This is a genomic window from Pseudomonas sp. CFSAN084952, assembly GCF_009648855.1.
GTDB classification, from domain to species: domain Bacteria; phylum Pseudomonadota; class Gammaproteobacteria; order Pseudomonadales; family Pseudomonadaceae; genus Aquipseudomonas; species Aquipseudomonas paracarnis.
Genome location: NZ_CP045767.1, coordinates 2,526,033 through 2,543,165, shown reverse-complemented (window position 1 = coordinate 2,543,165; position 17,133 = coordinate 2,526,033). Strand labels below are relative to the sequence as shown.

Genomic DNA, 17,133 nt, shown 5'->3' with positions numbered 1-17,133 from the left:
CACAAGCTGGCAGGGTTCAGGCCCTGCACCTGGAGTATTAGGCTTGGAGCCGGGTTCGGTATCATCTAAGGCTATACAGAATTATTTTCCTAGCACAAAAAACGGTTCCATTGAGTTTGTTTTTGATCCTAAAACGAATACTTTTGCTGTCGGTAAACCAACCAATAACCTTGGAGTCTCTCCTCATCAACAGTTGGCAGAGACAATAAAGTCCGATGGGTCGACTCTCGTTGGTGGTATGTTTCGGCGAGGGCCCAACGGGGAGGTAATCACTAATGAATTTAGTGGGCACTACTGGAAGAACTGGACGCCTGAGGTCAGAGCTAAATTTGAGCAGACTCTTAAGCAGTACGATCTCAATGTCAAACATCATCCTGGAATGTAATTTATGACTGATTCTGAAAAAACTATCTTGGGTAGCGATTTCATAATTTACAGAGATGAGTCTGGTTGCTGGAAACTTGTAAGTAATGAGATTGTACTTCCTCTAGTTAGTTCGTCAGACTTTAGGCGGATTATCTCATTGCTTGAGATGCCTATTGAAAGTGTTAGGCAAGCGTTAGGTCTCGACTTTCCCTGCATGAGTGTGGCAGAGATAGGGCTGAAGCACGACTCTGACTATTGGATAAAACTCGCCATTTCTTGGATCGCGCACAGTTCGGTCCAAGAGGCCTCTTCCTTTGTGGATGATCTGAAAAGATTGTCAACAGATAAGGCTGTCTCACAAAGTAATCGGCACTTGGCAAAAAAGGAGTTAAAGCGCCTTCTTAATAGTTAATTTGTGCAAAGGCGACAGGCGAACTGCCAATAACTTTGAAAAAAAAGGGGGCAGATTTATTTATAGGTTTGACGAGTCCTTTCAGATATAAGGAATGAGTCTCTGGAAAATAAATCTGTCCCCTTTTTTCCTAACGTCTCAGGCGCTCCAACATCGACAATCAAAATAAATGTTCGGGATGGTGTGATTCAGACTGCATTCCCGTACTAGTTAGGAGTGGTTATGAGCAGTGGCGGCACAATAATAGAACGATTTGTCGCCCAAGAGTTGGACGACAGCGTTCGCTCTATTTTGAAAGATGCCTTTGATGAGCGGATTTGCTCAAAGAGCGTTCTGTTCAGGGAGTTCGAGTTTAATTGCTTTGACGTTTCTTCGGACTTTGAAAAAGGCATCGTCACATTGCAAGATGTTCTTTCCGCTGGAGAGAGTAGCTTTCTTGATATACCGATACGTGATTTTATCTCTGCTTGTGGTTTGAATGTCTTTTGTTAATTGTAGGGGCCTAGATGTGATCTGACGCCGGCTTAGCGCCGGTGTTTTTGCACCCAATCTGCACCCTTTTTGCCGCCTTCTTGCATCCTTTCTGCAGTCAAGTTGCATCCCTTTTGCACCCACCCTGACGACCTACGGTCTAGCTGCTCAATACGCCCTTTTTGAGCATGATTTTTCGCCCCTTAACAGTCTCTGGAAAATAAATCTTGGGCCTGTCCCGTGACAACGGACGCCAAGAAGCGATACTTAAATCGTTCTCTTGGAGGTTGCCATGTATCCATCCACTCGCCGTAACTACACCGATGAGTTCAAGACTCAAGCGGTTGCGTTAGCTGAAAGCGTTGGCAGAACCGAAGCTGCCCGCCAGCTAGAGATGTCCGTCAAAACGCTCGATAACTGGGTGAACGCCACGCGCAAGGGTCAACCGTTGAGCTCGCCCGAGCGCAAGCCCATCACTAAGGAGGACAGCGAGCTTGCCCGCCTGCGAGCCGAGGTTGCCGAGCTAAAAATGGAGCGTGAAATCCTAAAAAAGGCGGCGGTATTCTTCGCCAGAGAGTCCAGGTGAGATACGCCTTCGTCGCTGCTGAACGGACTCAATACCCGGTACGTATGTTGTGCCGGGTGATGGAAGTCTCAACTTCAGGTTTCTACGATTACACGCACAGGCAGCCTCGCCCTGATCCTGACGCTCAGATTCGCATTGAGTTGCGCAGCGTCTATGCGGCCAGTCGACACACCTACGGTCGGCCACGGTTGGTCGCAGCCTTACGCCAGAAATCGTATGCAGTGGGCCACAAGCGAGTCAGCAGGTTGATGCAGGAGGAGGGTATTCACTGCAAGTCCAAACGCTGGTTCAGGCCCCGTACGACTGACCGTAACCATTACTTGCCGGTCGCGAACAATGTGGTGGCGCGGCAGTTTGCCATCGATAACCCCACTCCGACTTGGGTCAGTGATATCACCTATCTCCCAACCAGAGAGGGTTGGCTGTATCTGGCCGTAGTGTTGAGCATCCAGACCCGCCAGATCTTGGGCTACAGCTTGTCAGACCGCATGCCAGATGGCCTGGTGGAAAGTGCGTTTCTGAATGCCTGGAGCGCCTGTTCTGGCACTAGCGGAGCAGTATTTCACTCCGATCAGGGCCCGTCAGTACGCAAGCAGTAAGTTCCGTCTAGCGTTAGCTAAGAAGGACTTCAAACAGAGCATGAGTCGAAAGGGAAATTGCTGGGATAACGCAGTGGCGGAGAGTTTTTTCGCTACGCTGAAAAGAGAGGAGGCTTTTGGGGTCTACCCCACCAAAAAACAGGCACAGCTATCGATCGCCAGCTATGTGCATGGGTTTTACAACAGCAGTCGACTGCACTCAGCTCTGGGGTATCGTTCTCCGAACGAATATGCAAAGAGCTTGAGGCAGAAGACTGGATAACCAGCTTCATGGCGTACGCTGCCGGGGGACAGGCCCACCGAGGCAAATTCTCCTCGTCCTCTTGCCGAACCTGTCTATAGGACAAATAAGGAGGACAAGCAGGCTGCAGAAGCGTTGGGGTATAAAAAAATCAACGAAACAGTTCATGATGGGCAGGCTGTTTTCAAACAGGGGAATTTGTATATCACTAGGGACCTTGACGGACATAACGGAGGAGCATGGAAAGCAGCTAAATCGGTTAAAGCGCTTGGCTCGAAAGATACGAGACTGGGTACTTTTGACGTGAATATGAAACGTATTGGTGATTGAAATGAAAAAAACTGAGATGCCGGATTGGATTACACGTGGGAAGACCATTTCTGAATTAATTGAAGAATTACGCTCATTTGAGGATCAAACTCTTATGGTTGAGATTTCAGTTGACGGTGGCGTAAGTAAAAAGCCAATCAGCTTGGTTGGGAAGGAAGATGGTGTCTGTGTTTTATTTAATTGCGAGTCGGATTTTTAACGCGGGCTATGGTAGTGCCGGGGGGGGCGTAGAGCAGAATAGATGGGGCTACGGTGACTCTACCCGACACTGCGGCCAATCGAATTACGGGCAAGGTCAAATGCAAAGAATTCGATATCAGCATTATGGCGAAACAAAAAGGGGACAGATTTGAATGGCACTTAATTAACAGCTAACAGGCTGATCTGATTACAAAAAAATGAAGAAAAGGCCGCCCTTGGTCTACGGTGATAGTTGTGAACACACACCACTCGAACAAGGACAGCCCGCGTGAATCGCAGACCTCAAGTCGTCAGGCATCCACCCGCCATCGTCATGACTTGGCCTGCGCCGAGTACGTTGGTTGTCGGGTGGCCCGCCAATGCAGGATTTGCTGTTGAATATTCCAGTGAATAATCTGCTCGTAGAGCTTCTCGACGAAAGCGACATCAAGTTCGGCTTCTACCGCCCATAGTCGCCGCTCCTCAAGCATGGCCGCGACGCGTTCAGGTGCTGGAATGTCCTGTTCGTTGGCTTTGAACTGCGCCGCAGCCTTTACGTAACGCAGGCGTTTTTGTAGCGATTCAAGGATCTGGCGGTCAAAAAAGTCGATGCCCGCTCGAATGTCATTGAGGTTCTCGCAGGCTTGTGGCGGTTTTAGCGGCAGCATGAGGCTGGTCTCTTTCAATAATGGGTACGCAAGTTGAATGACGCCGCGGGCAATCGCTCGACGACCGTTTGTTCAGTGAATGCTCGCTTGGATCGAAGGGTATTCAGTTGAGCTTCGGCAACCACTTCGTCGATCAAGGCGTCGATCATGCTGCAGTCGTGATGATGAGGTGTGGTGATCAGGTGTGCCGAATTACCGGAGGTGGCCAGGCAGTATTTCGTCGCAATTCTTTCTGATGGGCAAGGGAACACGACGGTGATGGAGTTTTCGTTGCGCCAGGCATCAATGCCCGAGGCCTGGAAGCGGTCGACGGCGTACTGTGCCGTGTCCAGGCTGTGTTTGATTCGATGGCGCCATTCAGCCCATGAGTAGCTGCGCAGTGCCGCCCACATCATCAGGGGTGTGTGGCCGTTGCGCGAGCCGCTGATGGTCTTGTCATGGGCGCGGATATAGTCCACTTCCACTGAAATGCGCGCGACGTTGTTGCGTTTGGCCACGACAATTCCGCAAGGAATGGGCGAGCCGATCATCTTGTGGCCGGAGACGCAGATCGAGTCGATGCCGTCGGCAAACGAGAAGGGTTGTGGGTGATCGACGAAGGGCAGGATCATCCCGCTCAAGGCCGCATCAGCGTGCAGGTAGTAGTCGTGGCGGGCAATGCCTGCCTGTTGCAGGCGTTGCTGGATGGTCACGATATTATCCACGGCTCCACGCATCGTGGTGCCGATGTTGGCGAAGATGATGGGGTGACGCTCCTGGTCGGCGGTTATTTTTGCCATCAGGTCGTCGTAGTCGATTTCGCCATTGGGCAGCGATTCGACCGCACGGCATTTGATCCGCAATAATTTGACGATCTTTGCCACGGAGTAGTGGGTGTCTTTCGAGTAGTACAGGGTGCCGTCCGGAAACAGTTCGCGTCCCAGGTAGCAGCCAAACATATTGCCTTCCGTCCCGCCATTGGTGACGTAACCCCAACTGTCTTCAAGGGCAATGTTGAACAGCTCGGCGAAATACGTCATGACGTCTTTTTCAAAGTCGAACGAGTTCAACAGGTAGTTGCTGTACTCGTTCCAGTCCCCGCAGTTGTTAATTGAAAACTGCAAGAAACGGTGCAGCTGGGAGTAATCAAAATCGGCTGATTCGGGATACCCAATGTTGAAATACTGATGTGTCACGCAGTGCTGCCAGAAGCCTTCAAGCTTGCTTTGGTCGGCAGGGGATAAAGTCATTTCTAACTCCTTTTAAAACGACTGGGTGACGCCGCCCGGTCAGGCGGCTATCTGCCTCGCGTCTACCAATGACCACCAGCTGCTGAGCGTGGGCGAATCCGCCAGTTCTTCGAAGCTGACGGCAATGCCACGCTCCTTGAGTTCGGCAGCGAGTCTCATCACTTGCAAGGAGTCGAGGCCATAGAAAATCAGGTTTTCCTCGGGGTCCAGGTCTTCACAGTCCTCGACGAGTTGCCGCACGCGAGTCTGCAACCAGGCGCGGGTGGTTTCCGCTGCCAGAAGCTGACGCAGATGCTTCTTGTCAATCTTGCCCACGGGGGTCAGCGGCATGGTTTCGATTAACCGGATGCGGTCGGGCAGTTTGTATTCGGCGATGCCGAGTTCCATCAGGTGACGTCTGAGCGCGGGCGGCTTCAGGCTCGGGTTGCGTGATACGACGAACGCGCAGCTTTTTTCTCCCAGCCTGTCATCGGGCATGGCCACCAAGCCCGCGTGAGTCACATCAGGATGGAGGACGATGAGGTTTTCGATTTCCTCCGAGGCGACTTTTTCACCGCCACGGTTGATCTGGTCCTTGACCCTGCCGACCACGCGCAAATCGCCGCTGGGCATGAGTTGGACGAGGTCGCCGGAGTAGTAGTACCCCTCGTTATCGAACGCCTGGGCATTTTGTTCGGGGCTTTGGTAGTACCCGCAAAAAGTGTAAGGGCCACGTGTGGCGAGCATGCCAGGTTCTCCGTCCGGGACGGGGAGGCCTTGTTCGTCAACGATTTTGATTTCATCGTCGGGGCTGATCGGACGGCCCTGGGTAGTAAAAATCTGTTCGTCGGAGTCATTTAGCCGGGTGTAGTTGATCAGGCCTTCGGCCATCCCGAATACCTGTTGCAGCTTACAACCGAGCACGCCGGGCACCTGGCGTGCCAGCGAGTCGGCAAAACAGGCGCCACCGACCTGGAGGAACTCAAGCGATTGCAGTTGTTCTTTATGCTCCGGCGCTGCCTGCAGCCACAAGGCGACTGCACTTGGCACCAAGGCCACAGTATTGACTTCTTGGCGCTGGATGATCGAAAAACAGGTCAAGGGCTCCGGGCTGGGCGCCATGATGATGCAGCCGCCAGCATGTAGAACACCGAGGGCGCCGGGGGAGCTGAGCAAGAAGTTATGGGCGGCAGGTAGCGCGCATAGAAAGCGCGTGCGTGGCGTAAGTTCGCATACTTGCGCGCTTGCCCTGGCGTTGTAGTAATAGTCGTTGTGAGTGCGGGGGATGAGTTTGGGGGTGCCCGTGCTGCCGCCTGACAGTTGGAACAATGCGACCTCGCCGGGCCCCGAGGGGGAGACGTTCACGTTGCTCTCGCTCGGCGTATTGATCCAGTCGGCGAGGTTGTTTTCGTGACGTTGCTCGCCCAACAGCAAGATGATGTCTGGACTTGAACCCACCTCCTTGAAGTCGGCGATATAGCTGTCGTCACGGAAGACTTCATGTTCGCGGGAGGCAATCAACAACGTTGGCGCGATTTGTTTGGCGTAACTCTTGAGTTCAAGTTTGCGATGGCTGTAGAGCGCGTTGAGGGGTGCGATTCCTGACTTGAGCAGGGCAAAAAGGACAATGTAAAACTCCGCGATATTGGGCAACTGCACCAGTGCAGTGTCACCGTTGCCAAGCCCGCTGGCGGCCAGTCGCGAGGCCAGGTTGGAAGACAATTGGTCCAACTCGGCATAGCTGAAGTGGCGATCGCCGCAAATAATCGCGGGGGCGTCGGGTTGCGACTGGCTGCGTTCCTGAAGGAGGTGGGTGAGCTGTTTGTCGAGCCAATAGCCTTTGTCCCGATAACGCTGTGCGCTTTCCAGAGGCCAGTGGTTAAATTCAATAGTCATAGTATTCACGTGTGAAAAAATTCGAGTTAGTGGGCCAATCCGCAGGCGCGCAGCATGGTGCCAAGCTTGGTCTGGACTTCTGCCCATTCGGAGTCGGGGCTTGAGGCTTCAACGATGCCTGCGCCGGCGAACAGGCGGACCTTGTTTCGCCTGACCGTGCCGCAACGAATCGTTACGACCCATTCGCCATTGCCCTGGGCATCGCACCAACCCACCATGCCGGTGAACAGGCCGCGCTCGAAGGGTTCGACGAAGCGAATCAGGCGCCGGGCGCGCTCGGTGGGGAAGCCGCACACAGCCGGTGTGGGGTGCAAGCGGCAGGCAAGCTGCAAGGCCGATACAGCCGGGTCTGCCAGCGTACCTTCGATGCGGGTCGAGAGGTGCCAGAGCGCGGGCGTGCTGATGAGGGAGGGGCGTTGCGGCACATTCAGCTGCGGGCACAGTTTCCCCAGTTGGCTGACGATGTCCTGGGTCACGAACCCGTGTTCGTAGTGATCTTTTTCCGATGTCAGCAACCAGTCTGCATTGCGCCGGTCGGCTTCTGGATCGGCCATACGCTTGGCTGACCCTGCCAGCGGGTTGGACAGAAAGCTCAGGCCTTCCTTGCGGACCAGAAGTTCGGGACTGACACCGATCAGCGTGGTGCCATCAGGCATTGGCACACGGAAGTGGTAGCCGCTCGGGTTCTGGGTTTTCAGGTTGTGCTGCAGGGCACTCACATCCACATCGTTTGCAAATATCAGCTCGCGTTGAACCGAGAGCACAGCCTTGCGTACGTCGCTGTGGCGGAAGTTGACGACGGCGTGTTCCACCGCCCGTTTGAAGGCCTGTTCGTCCGGAATGTTTTTCTGTTCGATCAACTCAGGCAGCGTCGACATACCCGTTTTCGCGTGGATGTCTCGGGTCCGCCATTGCGCGTGTTCGGGAATGTAGAGGCAGGAAGGTTCAGCAGGGTCGAAAGGGATGGCGCCAACGATGATTGGGTTGCTCTGGCCAGCTTCGCGCGCCCGATCAAGCGCTTGCACAATTGTCTGCTGGAACAGGCTATTGGCGTCATCGCCGCCAATGGCAGGTGTTTCAATTCTCTGCAGCATCCCGGTGACCGCTAACTCGCGATCGCCGGATGTGAACGAAAAACTACGTTGTACCTCTGCGAGTTGCACCTCTTCCATCTCGGTCGTTCTTAGGGTGCCCGTTCTCATTTGGGGGAAGCCTCCGTGGCCTAGGGATAAAAAGAAACTTGAAATAGAATCATTATCGTTTCTAATATGTGATGCTAATCATTACGATTTGTCAATCACATGAGTGAGCCATGAGAGAGTTAACTTCAATGCAAGCCGCCTGTTGGATCGGGCGGACTGCTCATGCGTTTTTAGGGAAAGTTTCAGCTCATCTGTATGCCGAATTCGATGGCCATTGCATTGAGCTGGAGCGGCTGCGCAAGGCACTTGAGCAGGTATGTCGGCTGCACCCCATGCTGCGAGTCAGGCTGAATGCGGAAGGGCTTCAATCCATTGCTGCGATGGACCAGTCACCGCTATTGGAGGTGGAGGATTTACGTTCGATAAGTGAAGAGGAGGTTGCGCAGCGCCTGCTCTGCAAGCGTGAGGAATGGACTCATCAGCAGCTTGATCTGTGTCAAGGGCCCGCAGCACGGTTTTGTGTGAGCCTGCTGGCCAATGATGCGTTTCGGCTGCATGTCGATACGGACATGATCGCCATTGACCCATCCAGTTTTCGCACGTTGATAGAAGACCTGGCAGAGCTCTATGAACATCCAGAGGCCGCTCTGCCACAGACGCCATCGTTCTTCGACTGGTATGACAAAGCGCGCACCGATAGCGCACTTAAAACGGCCCGCGACCGGGACCGTCGCTGGTGGCGCGAGCGTCTGCCTGATATCGCGCCGGCGCCGACGTTACCTTTTCTTGAAACCCCGCCTGACCAGCCGCACAGCGATCGACTCAGCACATGGCTGGGTCCAGAAGAGCGCCAGGCGTTACAGCGTCTCACCCGCGAACGCAGAATAACGCTGTCTACCTTGATGATGGGGGTGTTTGCAGCGGCCCTTGGCGCCCAAACGGGAGACAAGCGATTTCGCCTCAATGTCCCTACGTTCTGGCGACCTGCGCTGGTGGGCGAGGTTGAGCGGATCGTCGGCGATTTTGCCAACATGCTGATTCTGGATATCGATCTGGAGGCGGCCCGGAGCCTGGCCGAGCTGTGCAGGCAACTGGCAGGCAATATGGTGGATTTGCTCGAGCATTGCGCTTATCCCGGGGTGAACCTGATGCGCGACCTGTCGCGTCATCATGGCGCTGCGCAACTGGCCCCTGTTGTGTTTACCGCCGGGCTGGATCTGTCTGGCGCAGACCTTCTTTCTGAGCGGGTGCGGCGAGTGTTGGGCCCCATGAACTGGGTGGTTTCCCAAGGGCCTCAGGTTGCGCTAGACGCGCAGGTTGCCTGCGCCGACGGCGGCATCTTGATCAATTGGGATATCCGTCTGGATGCGTTACCACCAGCCTGGGTGTCGGAGTTTTTCGACCGTTTCGTGCTGATGGTGCGCGAGGTGGCCGCTTGCTCCGCTGTTCTGGACCAGCCACTCTCCCAGCCAGCGGTTGTCGCAAAACCACTGACCGCTTTACAGCAGGCTTATTTGCTGGGGCGCAGCGCGCAGATGCCGCTGGGTGGTGTGGCCATGCAAGAGTTTCGCGAGTACCGCGGCGCTATGGATCCGGCACTGCTGCGGAGCCGGCTGGTCGAGATGGTCCAGCGCCACGAAAGCCTGAGAGTACGCATCGACGCGCAGAAACTCGTGCAGTTCGTCAGCGATGAGGTGCAGTTGAACCTGGACGAAGTCGACCTTACGACCTTATCGCCAGAAGAGGCGCTCAACTACGTCGAGGCGCGCCGCGAGGCGTATGCGCATGCGTTGTTCGAGCTGGACCGTTCGCCCTGGAACGTCACGATCTTCAAGCTTCCGAAGGGCCAGTTGAGCGTCTTCGTACGCCTCGACGCCTTGATTCTCGATGGGCGCTCAATCGCCACCCTCATGGTCGAGCTGTTCGACGGCACAACTGGCGAGGAGTCGTTCCCGCAGACGGCATCCGAGCCAGAGGATTTGGACAGTAAGCGCAAGGCAGATTCCGTTTATTGGAAAGCCAAGCTTGCTGCGGTCAGCGGGGCACCGCGGCTGCCGTGGATCACTGCGCTGGATCGGGTGGGCGCTTCACGCTACGAGCGACAGAGCCTGCTGATCCCCAAGCCTACGTTCGGCGCCTATTGCAAGTTGGGCGCGCGGCAGCGGCTGTTTAAAAACACCACGCTAATGGCACTGGTGCTGGAAGTGCTCTCGCACTGGCTCGATGAGGGTGGTTTGTGTGTTGCGGTGCCTGTTGCCCCGCAAACGGTCGGTGCCTTTGCGAATCGCTCAAGCTTTATCGCGATCAATTGGAGCGCCGAGCCAGATGGTTTTGCCGAACGCGCTGCCAAGCTGCAAGTAGATGTGCTGGAAGGGTTGCAGCACCTGAGCTTTTCAGGGGTGGACCTTGCTCGTTTGCTGTTCGAGTCCCATGGTCCCGGCCCGGTGCTTCCGGTGGTGATCACCAACGGGTTTTCCTGGCCAGTCTCGGCGCAGGGCAGCCCGATGAGCCTGCACGGCGGTCTGACCCAGACGCCACAGGTGGCGATGGATATTCGCTTCTCGGCCAATGCCGACGGCGAATTGGTGTTCGATATCGACTATGCACGCGCAGTGCTGGAGCCGGAGCTTGTCAGCGCCGTTTTGAACGCAATCGAAAAAGCGGTCGACCAAGCCACCACAAGCGGGGTTTTGGCCGTTGATGCCAAGGCGATAATCGAAAAAGGCCACTACCGTTTCAATAGTCGGGTCACTGAAGCGTGCCGCGAAGGGTTTCTCGACAGGATCGCGACCAACATCTTTGATCGGAGCAATACCAAAACTGCTCTTATCAGTGGTGATCGGCTAATTAGCTATGCCGAACTCGGCCACAGCGTGTGCTGCATCATCGGGGCATTGAAAGCGCGCGGATTATCACGTGGGCAAGTCGTCGCCATCTGCCTGCCTCGCAGCCCGGAACATACGATGGTGACGTTGGCGTGTGCTCTGACAGGCGTAATCTGGGTTCCCATCGACGTTTCAGCGCCGGCCGAGCGGTTGCGTTACCTGCTGGAAAACTGTCAGCCCGATCTTGTGGTGATTGCCCAACATGAGTCTGTCGGCTCAGTCACGGCTACACCGGCGGAACTCTTGGCTGTGCAGACCCAGGCGATGCCCGTGCTGGATGACCTGTCGTTAAGCGACGCCCCGGCCTATTACCTTTATACCTCGGGCACCACTGGTAAACCCAAATGCGTGGTTCTGAACAACCGAGCCACCGCCAATGTCGTCGGCAGCACCCTTGAACGTTGGGCTGTCACCGAGCGCGATGTGTTCATGTCCGTGACTCCACTTCACCACGACATGTCGGTGTTTGACGTTTTCGGATGCCTGACGGCAGGGGCAACATTGGTGCTTACCGGGGGTGGCGAGGAAAAGGACGCCGTACGCTGGAACCAGTTGATTGCCCAACATCAGGTGACGTTGTGGTGCTCTGTGCCCGCTATTTTGGAAATGCTCCTTTCATGCCGCACCAGCCATGATTTGAAGAGCCTGCGTTTGATTGCTCAGGGCGGTGATTACATCAAGCCGGCCGTGATCGCCGAGTTGCGTGAACTGCTGCCGTCATCTCGGTTGATTTCCCTGGGGGGGCCGACGGAGACCACCATCTGGAGTATCTGGCATGAAATTACGGACGATGACCGTGCGCTGATTCCTTATGGAAAGCCCTTGCCCGGAAATAGCTACTTCGTCCTAGACCCACGAGGCGAGCATTGCCCGGCGGGCGTAGTTGGCCGAATTCACACCGCCGGCGTCAATCTCGCGCTGGGGTACCTCGAAAACGGCGAGTTGGCTCAAAGCGAGTTCGTGACCGTCACTGATGAACATGGCCAAGCCGTTCGGGCGTTCCGGACCGGTGACTGCGGGCGTTACCGCCGCGACGGTACCTTGATCTTCGACAGTCGGGTAAATGGCTACGTGAAAGTTCGCGGTGTGCGGGTATCGCTTCCGGATATCGAGATAGCGCTGATCAATCATCCGTCGCTCAGGCACGTGTTGGTCGTGGATTACGGCGAGCAGCGCCAAGGCGAGGTCTGCATTGGCGCTTTGTATGTCTGTCAGCAGGGCGGCGTAGAGCCGACCATCACCGAACTCCGCAACTTCGCCCGTCAGCACCTGCCGCACTCCCATGTGCCCACGCGTTTGCTCAGGGTGGACGCGTTGCCGCTGTCGCAGAACGGCAAGCCTGATCGTCAACGGGCCCGCAGCCTGCTTACGGCTTCGGTAAATGACGCAAGTGAGCCCGCTGCGATGAGGCGCTCGACCTCACGCAACAAGGTATTGGATATCTACTTGAGCGTACTGGGGCGACCGCTGGCGGATGGGGCGAATGCCAGCGTGGACTTTATTAGCCTTGGGCTACGGCCCCAGCATTTGAAGGCGATTTCGGCGCGGGTCCAAGAGGATTTCTCGGTGCGCCTTTCGCCAGGGCAGCTCCTGCGCTGTCGCAATGCACAAGACGTTGAACGCCTGCTCATGGCTGAGGGTTCCTGAGCGTGTAACGGATGTTGATATAAGCGCGGTGGCGCGCCTGCGCGCACGTCAACTGCAATAACCAAACAGTTGGGCCTAGGGAGATGGATTGGATGATGGATGTACAAAGTGTTGATATTACCGGCGTTGGAATTGGCCCCTTTAATCTGGGTTTGGCCGCGTTACTGTCCAAGCATCCTGGCGTGACCGGTGTTTTCCTTGACCGGAAAGCGGAATTTCGCTGGCATGAAGGGCTTTTGTTACCAGGCACAACGCTTCAGGTTCCGTTTCTGGCCGACCTGGTGACGATGGCGGATCCCACCCATCAGCTCAGTTATCTGAACTACCTGCATCAGCACGATCGCCTGTACCCGTTCTACTATTACGAAAACTTTCAGGTGCCTCGCCGTGAATACGATCACTACTGCCGCTGGGCGTCGCAGCAGCTGCCAGCCTGCCATTTCGGCGAGGAGATCTGTGATGTGACGTATGACGCCAACGCTGGCCAGTTTCTGGTAGAGAGCCAATCAGTGTCAGGCTTCAAGCGCTATTATCACAGTCGGGACTTGGCGATTGGTGTCGGTACGGCGCCTGTATTGCCCCAGTGGGCACAGGTCAAGAGCACCGCGCCGGTGATGCACTCGGCGGAGTTCGGCAAGCGTCAGCAACAGTTGTCGAAATGCCAGCGGGTCACGGTCATTGGCTCCGGCCAAAGTGCGGCCGAATGTGTGTTGGCCTTGTTCAGCGAGTTGACACCCGAGCGGATTGCAGCAGGGGCGTCGATTCGCTGGATCACACGCTCAGCGGGTTTTCATCCCATGGAGTATTCGAAACTGGGGCAGGAGTGTTTTACGCCGTCCTACATGGAGTACTTCCACAGCATTCCGAGGGAGCGACGCCGTGCCATCGTTGCAGGGCAAGGGCTGCTGTACAAAGGCATTAGCTTCTCGACCATCGCTGATATCTACGACCTGATCTATGAACGCTCGATTGGCGGCAGTGATCCGGGCCTGACGTTGCTATCCAATTGCGAGGTGCAGGCCGTGGAAGAGATTGATGGCATGCTGAAAATCGCTTACCGGCACCGTGAATTGAACCAGACCGGCACTCTTGAAGCTGATGCCATTGTGGCGGCGACAGGCTACGGGCATACATGGCCGCAGTGGTTTGAAAGGCTCAAGGGCGTGGTGCTTGAAACCGATGAGTATGGTGACTGTATCGTCCAGGACGATTTCACCGCACGCCGCTGCGATGCAGGCACGGGCCGTGTCTTCGTGCAGAATGCGGAGATCTTCCAGCATGGTGTTGGTTCGCCGGACTTGGGGATTGCGGCGATTCGCAATGCAACGATTATCAACCAGTTGCTTGGCCAGCCTTACTACCGCTTGCCCAAACGGTCATCGTTCCAGCGCTACGGGATGCATGAAGCGTAGAGCCGAGGGTTGAGGGTCTTGGTAGCATTACCAAGGCCCTGATCAGGTTATAGGTGGATATGGTTAAGGGCGGTGCGGGCTGCGTCGGGCGTCGTAAACAGCGCGAACACCTGATCTATGGTCGTGCTCAGGCGCGCCATCTGTGCTGCGCTGTAGCGGTCCGAACGGTAAGTAATGACCAGGCGCAGCGAGCGTTTGCCGTCGATCGTGTTCTCCATGATTTCGAACTGAATACCGAACATCGATTGGTTCTTGTCCGGGTCAATCTGCCGGTAGCGGATCGTCCCGGCGTCCGGTGTGCTCAGGGTGCCATTCAAGGCGTTGTTGGCGTGTATTTGAATGTACACGTCGAACAGCAGGCCGTCTGCGGGCGTCATGCCGAGGGCCTGTTGGATCTGCTCCATCGGAATATCGGCATAAGCCATGGAATCATTGATCAGGCGAGTGGTGTTTTCAATCAGTGCGCCAACGGCCTGCTGGGGATCGAACTGCACCCGATGCGCCACCATCGTGGTGAAGTAACCGACCGTTTCATAAAACCCTGGGTCGGTGCGGCCGGAGGCGGACGTGCCGATCACAAGGTCTTTCAAATTACCGAGCTTATGCAGGGATAACGCAATCGCTGTATAGACCACACCGAACAGCGAAGCGTTATTCCGTCTGGCGAAGGCATACAGGTTATCGGTGAGCGCCTGGTCGGGTTTGATTTCGAACCATTGCGCGTTCGTCGACACTTCGCTGGCCGGCACGCTGGCCTGATAGTCAGGGGAGGGCAGTGCCAGGCCCTGGGTTGCGCCGCGCAACATGCTCGTCCAGTAGTCGAGATGTTGTTGGTTGATGCCAGTGGCCTGTTGTCGTAGGGCGAACTCATGGAATGACGGTGCAGGCGCTGACCAGGTGGGTGCTTTGTCTGCTGCACGGGCGAGGTAGGCCTGAGCCAGTTCCTCCATCATCACGTTGAGTGACCATTCATCAATGGCCATGTGGTGGATCAGCAATGACAGGGTTTGGCGTTGGCGTTGCGGGTCGTAAATGAAGCGAACCCGTAGGGGTAGCTCGCGGGTCAGGTCGAACTGATAGGTGGCTTCGCTTTTGAGCGTTGCACCCCGGCTTTCCTGGCTTGGCCAGAACCACTTGTATTCGGACAGCTGCTCGAACGGCACGATCTGCTGGTACGCCTCAGAGCCCTCGAAGTGGAAGGTTGAACGCAGGCTGGCGTGACGCTTGAGCAGGTCACGGAAAGCTTGCTCGAACAGTGCTTCATCCACCTGGTCGAGGAAGTCCAGGGCAAAGGGCAGGTTGAAAATTGTCCCGAACTCAAAGGCTGCGTAAGCCCGCCCAAGGGAGGCTTGGGCCAGCGCGAAAGGTGCCCTCTGTACGTCTTGCTGGCGGTCCATGGCAACAGCAGTTGCATCGTTTTGCTCGATGATATGGGCGTGTGCAGCCAAGGCGGCGGCCGACGGCGCGCTGAAAAAATCATTGAACTGGACTTCAATGCCATGGCCGCTCAGCAGCTTGCCAATGATGCGTGTGGCCAGTAGCGAATGACCGCCGAAATCAAAGAAATCATCAGTGAGTTGCATGTCAGGCTCTACCAGGGCCGCTCGAAACTCATCAAGAATAATCGACGCAACGTCGTCGTTGGCCGCAGGCTGGGCGGTGGGCGCACTGATGGGTGACGATAGCGCTTCACCATTCGCCAAGCCGTGCAACCAAGGCGTATTGCTGGCCGAGTGGCCTATATAGGCGCTCAATACCTGGTGATACAAATGGTCTTCCTGGCAACTCTGGTCGAGGACCTGATGGAGTATGAAGCCAAGGATAGTGTCTTGCCCGGTTTGGATAATCAACGCCTTGAATGGCGGCTGGCTTTGCGTGTCCCAGGGTGCCATTTGCTGCGCGCGCAAATGCTCGGTGGCCTCTACGTCCGAGTGTAGATGCATGAGTTCAAAGCAGGACTGCCAGTCAGCGGCGTGCACTTTGTGCACTTCGCCATCGTCGTTGAACAGGTAGCGCGCATTCAGATCGGGGAGTGTTTCGATAATGCTCCTGATCGCTGACGTGAGTCGTGAAAGGTCAATGTCGGCGTCGAATCGCCAGGCGCTGAAGTGCTTGAGCACGCGTTCGGGGTATTGCTGCTGCAAGAGCCAGAAATGCTCTTCGTTATCAGTGACAGACAGTTTCGGTAACGAGTCTGGATTGAGTTCCATCATGGAAATTTCCCGCCTTATCAAACTGAACAGTAAGAAGTAGAGAGGGCACCGCAGTGCCGACAGGCCGATCCTCGGTCTGCTGCAACGCTCAGAAATCCAGGCGCAAGAGAAGGTGCAAGCAACTCACATTTGCAGGGGGTCAATGAACGCCGTATGATGTTAAATAATAATCATACCTATTCGCATTAGTCAAAAGCTGATCGCGAATTGACCGTCTCAGGAGAGGTGTTGTGAACAACGGAGCGTTCGCGTCCACGCAGCAATTTGAAAAGCTCTATGTCGACCATCACGGTTGGCTATGCAGCCTGTTGCGCCGCAAGTTGGGCAGCTCGGTCGATGCCGCTGATCTCGCTCACGATGTCTATCTCAATCTCATCAAGAAAGGCCGGGTTCCTTCCACCGAGGATTCTCGCGCCCACCTGACCCAAATCGCCAAAGGCATGGTGATCGATCTTTATCGCCGACGTCATCTTGAGGCCCGCCATCTGGAGGCGCTCAAGTTGCAGGCCGAACTGTTGGTCCCGTCAGAGGAGCGACGTGCCCTCGTGAGTGAAGCGCTGGCTCAGATCGATGACGCATTGCGCCGCAAGCCAGCCAAAACCCGCCAAGCGCTGCTGCTGTGCAAGTTGCATGGTATGGGCCACCGCGACATTGCCTGCGAGTTGAAAGTGTCGGTGTCTTCCGTCGAGAAGTACATCGCGTCTGGCCTGCGAGCCTGCTACCCATTCGTGCCCGGGCTGGTGCCTGGCACCGCCTCATCGATTAATGAACGTCTCGATTGAGGATTTTGCGTTGCCGTTCGGAATACAAAGTACGCAGCGCATACCACTCAAACCTAAAGGAAGCCAGGTGCCCTTCAGGCTACCTGCAGTGGTTA

Annotated in this window: 14 protein-coding genes and 1 pseudogene; 10 read left to right on the top strand and 5 right to left on the bottom strand. The window is 55.7% G+C overall.

Translation table 11 applies throughout. The features are described from left to right. Positions 1–10: 10 nt before the first annotated feature. From GH769_RS29435 to GH769_RS11450, 7 genes and pseudogenes are all read left to right on the top strand, one after another. Positions 11–385: pseudogene (locus tag GH769_RS29435) on the top strand (polymorphic toxin type 43 domain-containing protein); the annotation flags it as partial. A gap of 615 nt (positions 386–1,000) precedes the next feature. Further along, entirely contained in the window at positions 1,001–1,270 is a 270-nt protein-coding gene (locus GH769_RS11475; RefSeq protein WP_153649762.1) for a hypothetical protein, read from the top strand. Between the two features lie 271 nt (positions 1,271–1,541). Beyond that, positions 1,542–1,835 carry a transposase gene (locus GH769_RS11470; protein ID WP_020300742.1) on the top strand — a complete coding sequence of 98 codons (294 nt, stop codon included), beginning with the start codon at positions 1,542–1,544 and terminating at the stop codon, positions 1,833–1,835. After that, the gene (locus tag GH769_RS11465; RefSeq protein ID WP_178128923.1) at positions 1,832–2,434 is read left to right on the top strand and encodes an IS3 family transposase; all 603 of its coding nucleotides are present in this window, start codon (positions 1,832–1,834) and stop codon (positions 2,432–2,434) included. Before GH769_RS11470 ends, GH769_RS11465 begins: the two co-directional genes overlap by 4 nt. Next, positions 2,358–2,696 carry an integrase core domain-containing protein gene (locus GH769_RS29430; protein WP_153649605.1) on the top strand — a complete coding sequence of 113 codons (339 nt, stop codon included), beginning with the start codon at positions 2,358–2,360 and terminating at the stop codon, positions 2,694–2,696. The genes GH769_RS11465 and GH769_RS29430 overlap by 77 nt, the downstream gene beginning before the upstream one ends. A gap of 114 nt (positions 2,697–2,810) precedes the next feature. Continuing rightward, positions 2,811–3,005, top strand: a complete 195-nt coding sequence (locus tag GH769_RS11455; RefSeq protein WP_232246130.1) for a toxin C-terminal domain-containing protein — start codon at positions 2,811–2,813, stop codon at positions 3,003–3,005. A gap of 1 nt (position 3,006) precedes the next feature. Next, positions 3,007–3,204: a hypothetical protein gene (locus GH769_RS11450; protein WP_032872340.1), complete on the top strand. Its 198-nt coding sequence runs from the start codon at positions 3,007–3,009 to the stop codon at positions 3,202–3,204. 313 nt (positions 3,205–3,517) lie between these two features. On the opposite strand, the gene GH769_RS11445 is transcribed toward GH769_RS11450, so the two are convergent. From GH769_RS11445 to GH769_RS11430, 4 genes are read right to left on the bottom strand one after another with little or no spacing between them, the layout of a single operon-like run. Next, entirely contained in the window at positions 3,518–3,853 is a 336-nt protein-coding gene (locus GH769_RS11445; RefSeq protein WP_032903012.1) for an isochorismate lyase, read from the bottom strand. Between the two features lie 14 nt (positions 3,854–3,867). Continuing rightward, on the bottom strand, positions 3,868–5,082 hold the full coding sequence (locus tag GH769_RS11440) for a histidine decarboxylase (protein ID WP_014718553.1): 1,215 nt from the start codon (positions 5,080–5,082) through the stop codon (positions 3,868–3,870). A gap of 39 nt (positions 5,083–5,121) precedes the next feature. Next, positions 5,122–6,957: a (2,3-dihydroxybenzoyl)adenylate synthase gene (locus tag GH769_RS11435; RefSeq protein ID WP_032903013.1), complete on the bottom strand. Its 1,836-nt coding sequence runs from the start codon at positions 6,955–6,957 to the stop codon at positions 5,122–5,124. Between the two features lie 26 nt (positions 6,958–6,983). Continuing rightward, positions 6,984–8,129, bottom strand: coding sequence for an isochorismate synthase MenF (locus tag GH769_RS11430; RefSeq protein ID WP_108538530.1), 1,146 nt, complete (start codon positions 8,127–8,129; stop codon positions 6,984–6,986). Between the two features lie 140 nt (positions 8,130–8,269). Here GH769_RS11430 and GH769_RS11425 point away from each other — a divergent pair, with 140 nt between their 5' ends. Together GH769_RS11425 and basC are read left to right on the top strand one after the other, a co-directional pair. Then, on the top strand, positions 8,270–12,631 hold the full coding sequence (locus tag GH769_RS11425; protein ID WP_032903015.1) for an amino acid adenylation domain-containing protein: 4,362 nt from the start codon (positions 8,270–8,272) through the stop codon (positions 12,629–12,631). Between the two features lie 92 nt (positions 12,632–12,723). Continuing rightward, the gene (gene basC, locus GH769_RS11420; RefSeq protein WP_014718549.1) at positions 12,724–14,043 is read left to right on the top strand and encodes a putative histamine N-monooxygenase; all 1,320 of its coding nucleotides are present in this window, start codon (positions 12,724–12,726) and stop codon (positions 14,041–14,043) included. A gap of 47 nt (positions 14,044–14,090) precedes the next feature. On the opposite strand, the gene GH769_RS11415 is transcribed toward basC, so the two are convergent. After that, positions 14,091–16,256: a condensation domain-containing protein gene (locus tag GH769_RS11415; RefSeq protein WP_032903018.1), complete on the bottom strand. Its 2,166-nt coding sequence runs from the start codon at positions 16,254–16,256 to the stop codon at positions 14,091–14,093. Positions 16,257–16,486: 230 nt separating this feature from the next. Here GH769_RS11415 and GH769_RS11410 point away from each other — a divergent pair, with 230 nt between their 5' ends. Next, positions 16,487–17,038 (top strand): sigma-70 family RNA polymerase sigma factor, encoded by a 552-nt coding sequence (locus tag GH769_RS11410; protein ID WP_014718547.1) that lies wholly within the window; start codon positions 16,487–16,489, stop codon positions 17,036–17,038. Positions 17,039–17,133 lie beyond the last annotated feature (95 nt).

Excerpts from the sequence above, each read along its gene's own strand:
- GH769_RS29430 (WP_153649605.1), top strand. The coding sequence starts at position 2,358 with ATGCCTGGAGCGCCTGTTCTGGCACTAGCGGAGCAGTATTTCACTCCG.
- GH769_RS11425 (WP_032903015.1), top strand. The coding sequence starts at position 8,270 with ATGAGAGAGTTAACTTCAATGCAAGCCGCCTGTTGGATCGGGCGGACT.
- GH769_RS11475 (WP_153649762.1), top strand. The coding sequence starts at position 1,001 with ATGAGCAGTGGCGGCACAATAATAGAACGATTTGTCGCCCAAGAGTTG.
- GH769_RS11415 (WP_032903018.1), bottom strand. The coding sequence starts at position 16,256 with ATGATGGAACTCAATCCAGACTCGTTACCGAAACTGTCTGTCACTGAT.
- GH769_RS11440 (WP_014718553.1), bottom strand. The coding sequence starts at position 5,082 with ATGACTTTATCCCCTGCCGACCAAAGCAAGCTTGAAGGCTTCTGGCAG.
- GH769_RS11470 (WP_020300742.1), top strand. The coding sequence starts at position 1,542 with ATGTATCCATCCACTCGCCGTAACTACACCGATGAGTTCAAGACTCAA.
- GH769_RS11430 (WP_108538530.1), bottom strand. The coding sequence starts at position 8,129 with ATGGAAGAGGTGCAACTCGCAGAGGTACAACGTAGTTTTTCGTTCACA.
- GH769_RS11445 (WP_032903012.1), bottom strand. The coding sequence starts at position 3,853 with ATGCTGCCGCTAAAACCGCCACAAGCCTGCGAGAACCTCAATGACATT.
- GH769_RS11450 (WP_032872340.1), top strand. The coding sequence starts at position 3,007 with ATGAAAAAAACTGAGATGCCGGATTGGATTACACGTGGGAAGACCATT.
- basC (WP_014718549.1), top strand. The coding sequence starts at position 12,724 with ATGATGGATGTACAAAGTGTTGATATTACCGGCGTTGGAATTGGCCCC.
- GH769_RS11435 (WP_032903013.1), bottom strand. The coding sequence starts at position 6,957 with ATGACTATTGAATTTAACCACTGGCCTCTGGAAAGCGCACAGCGTTAT.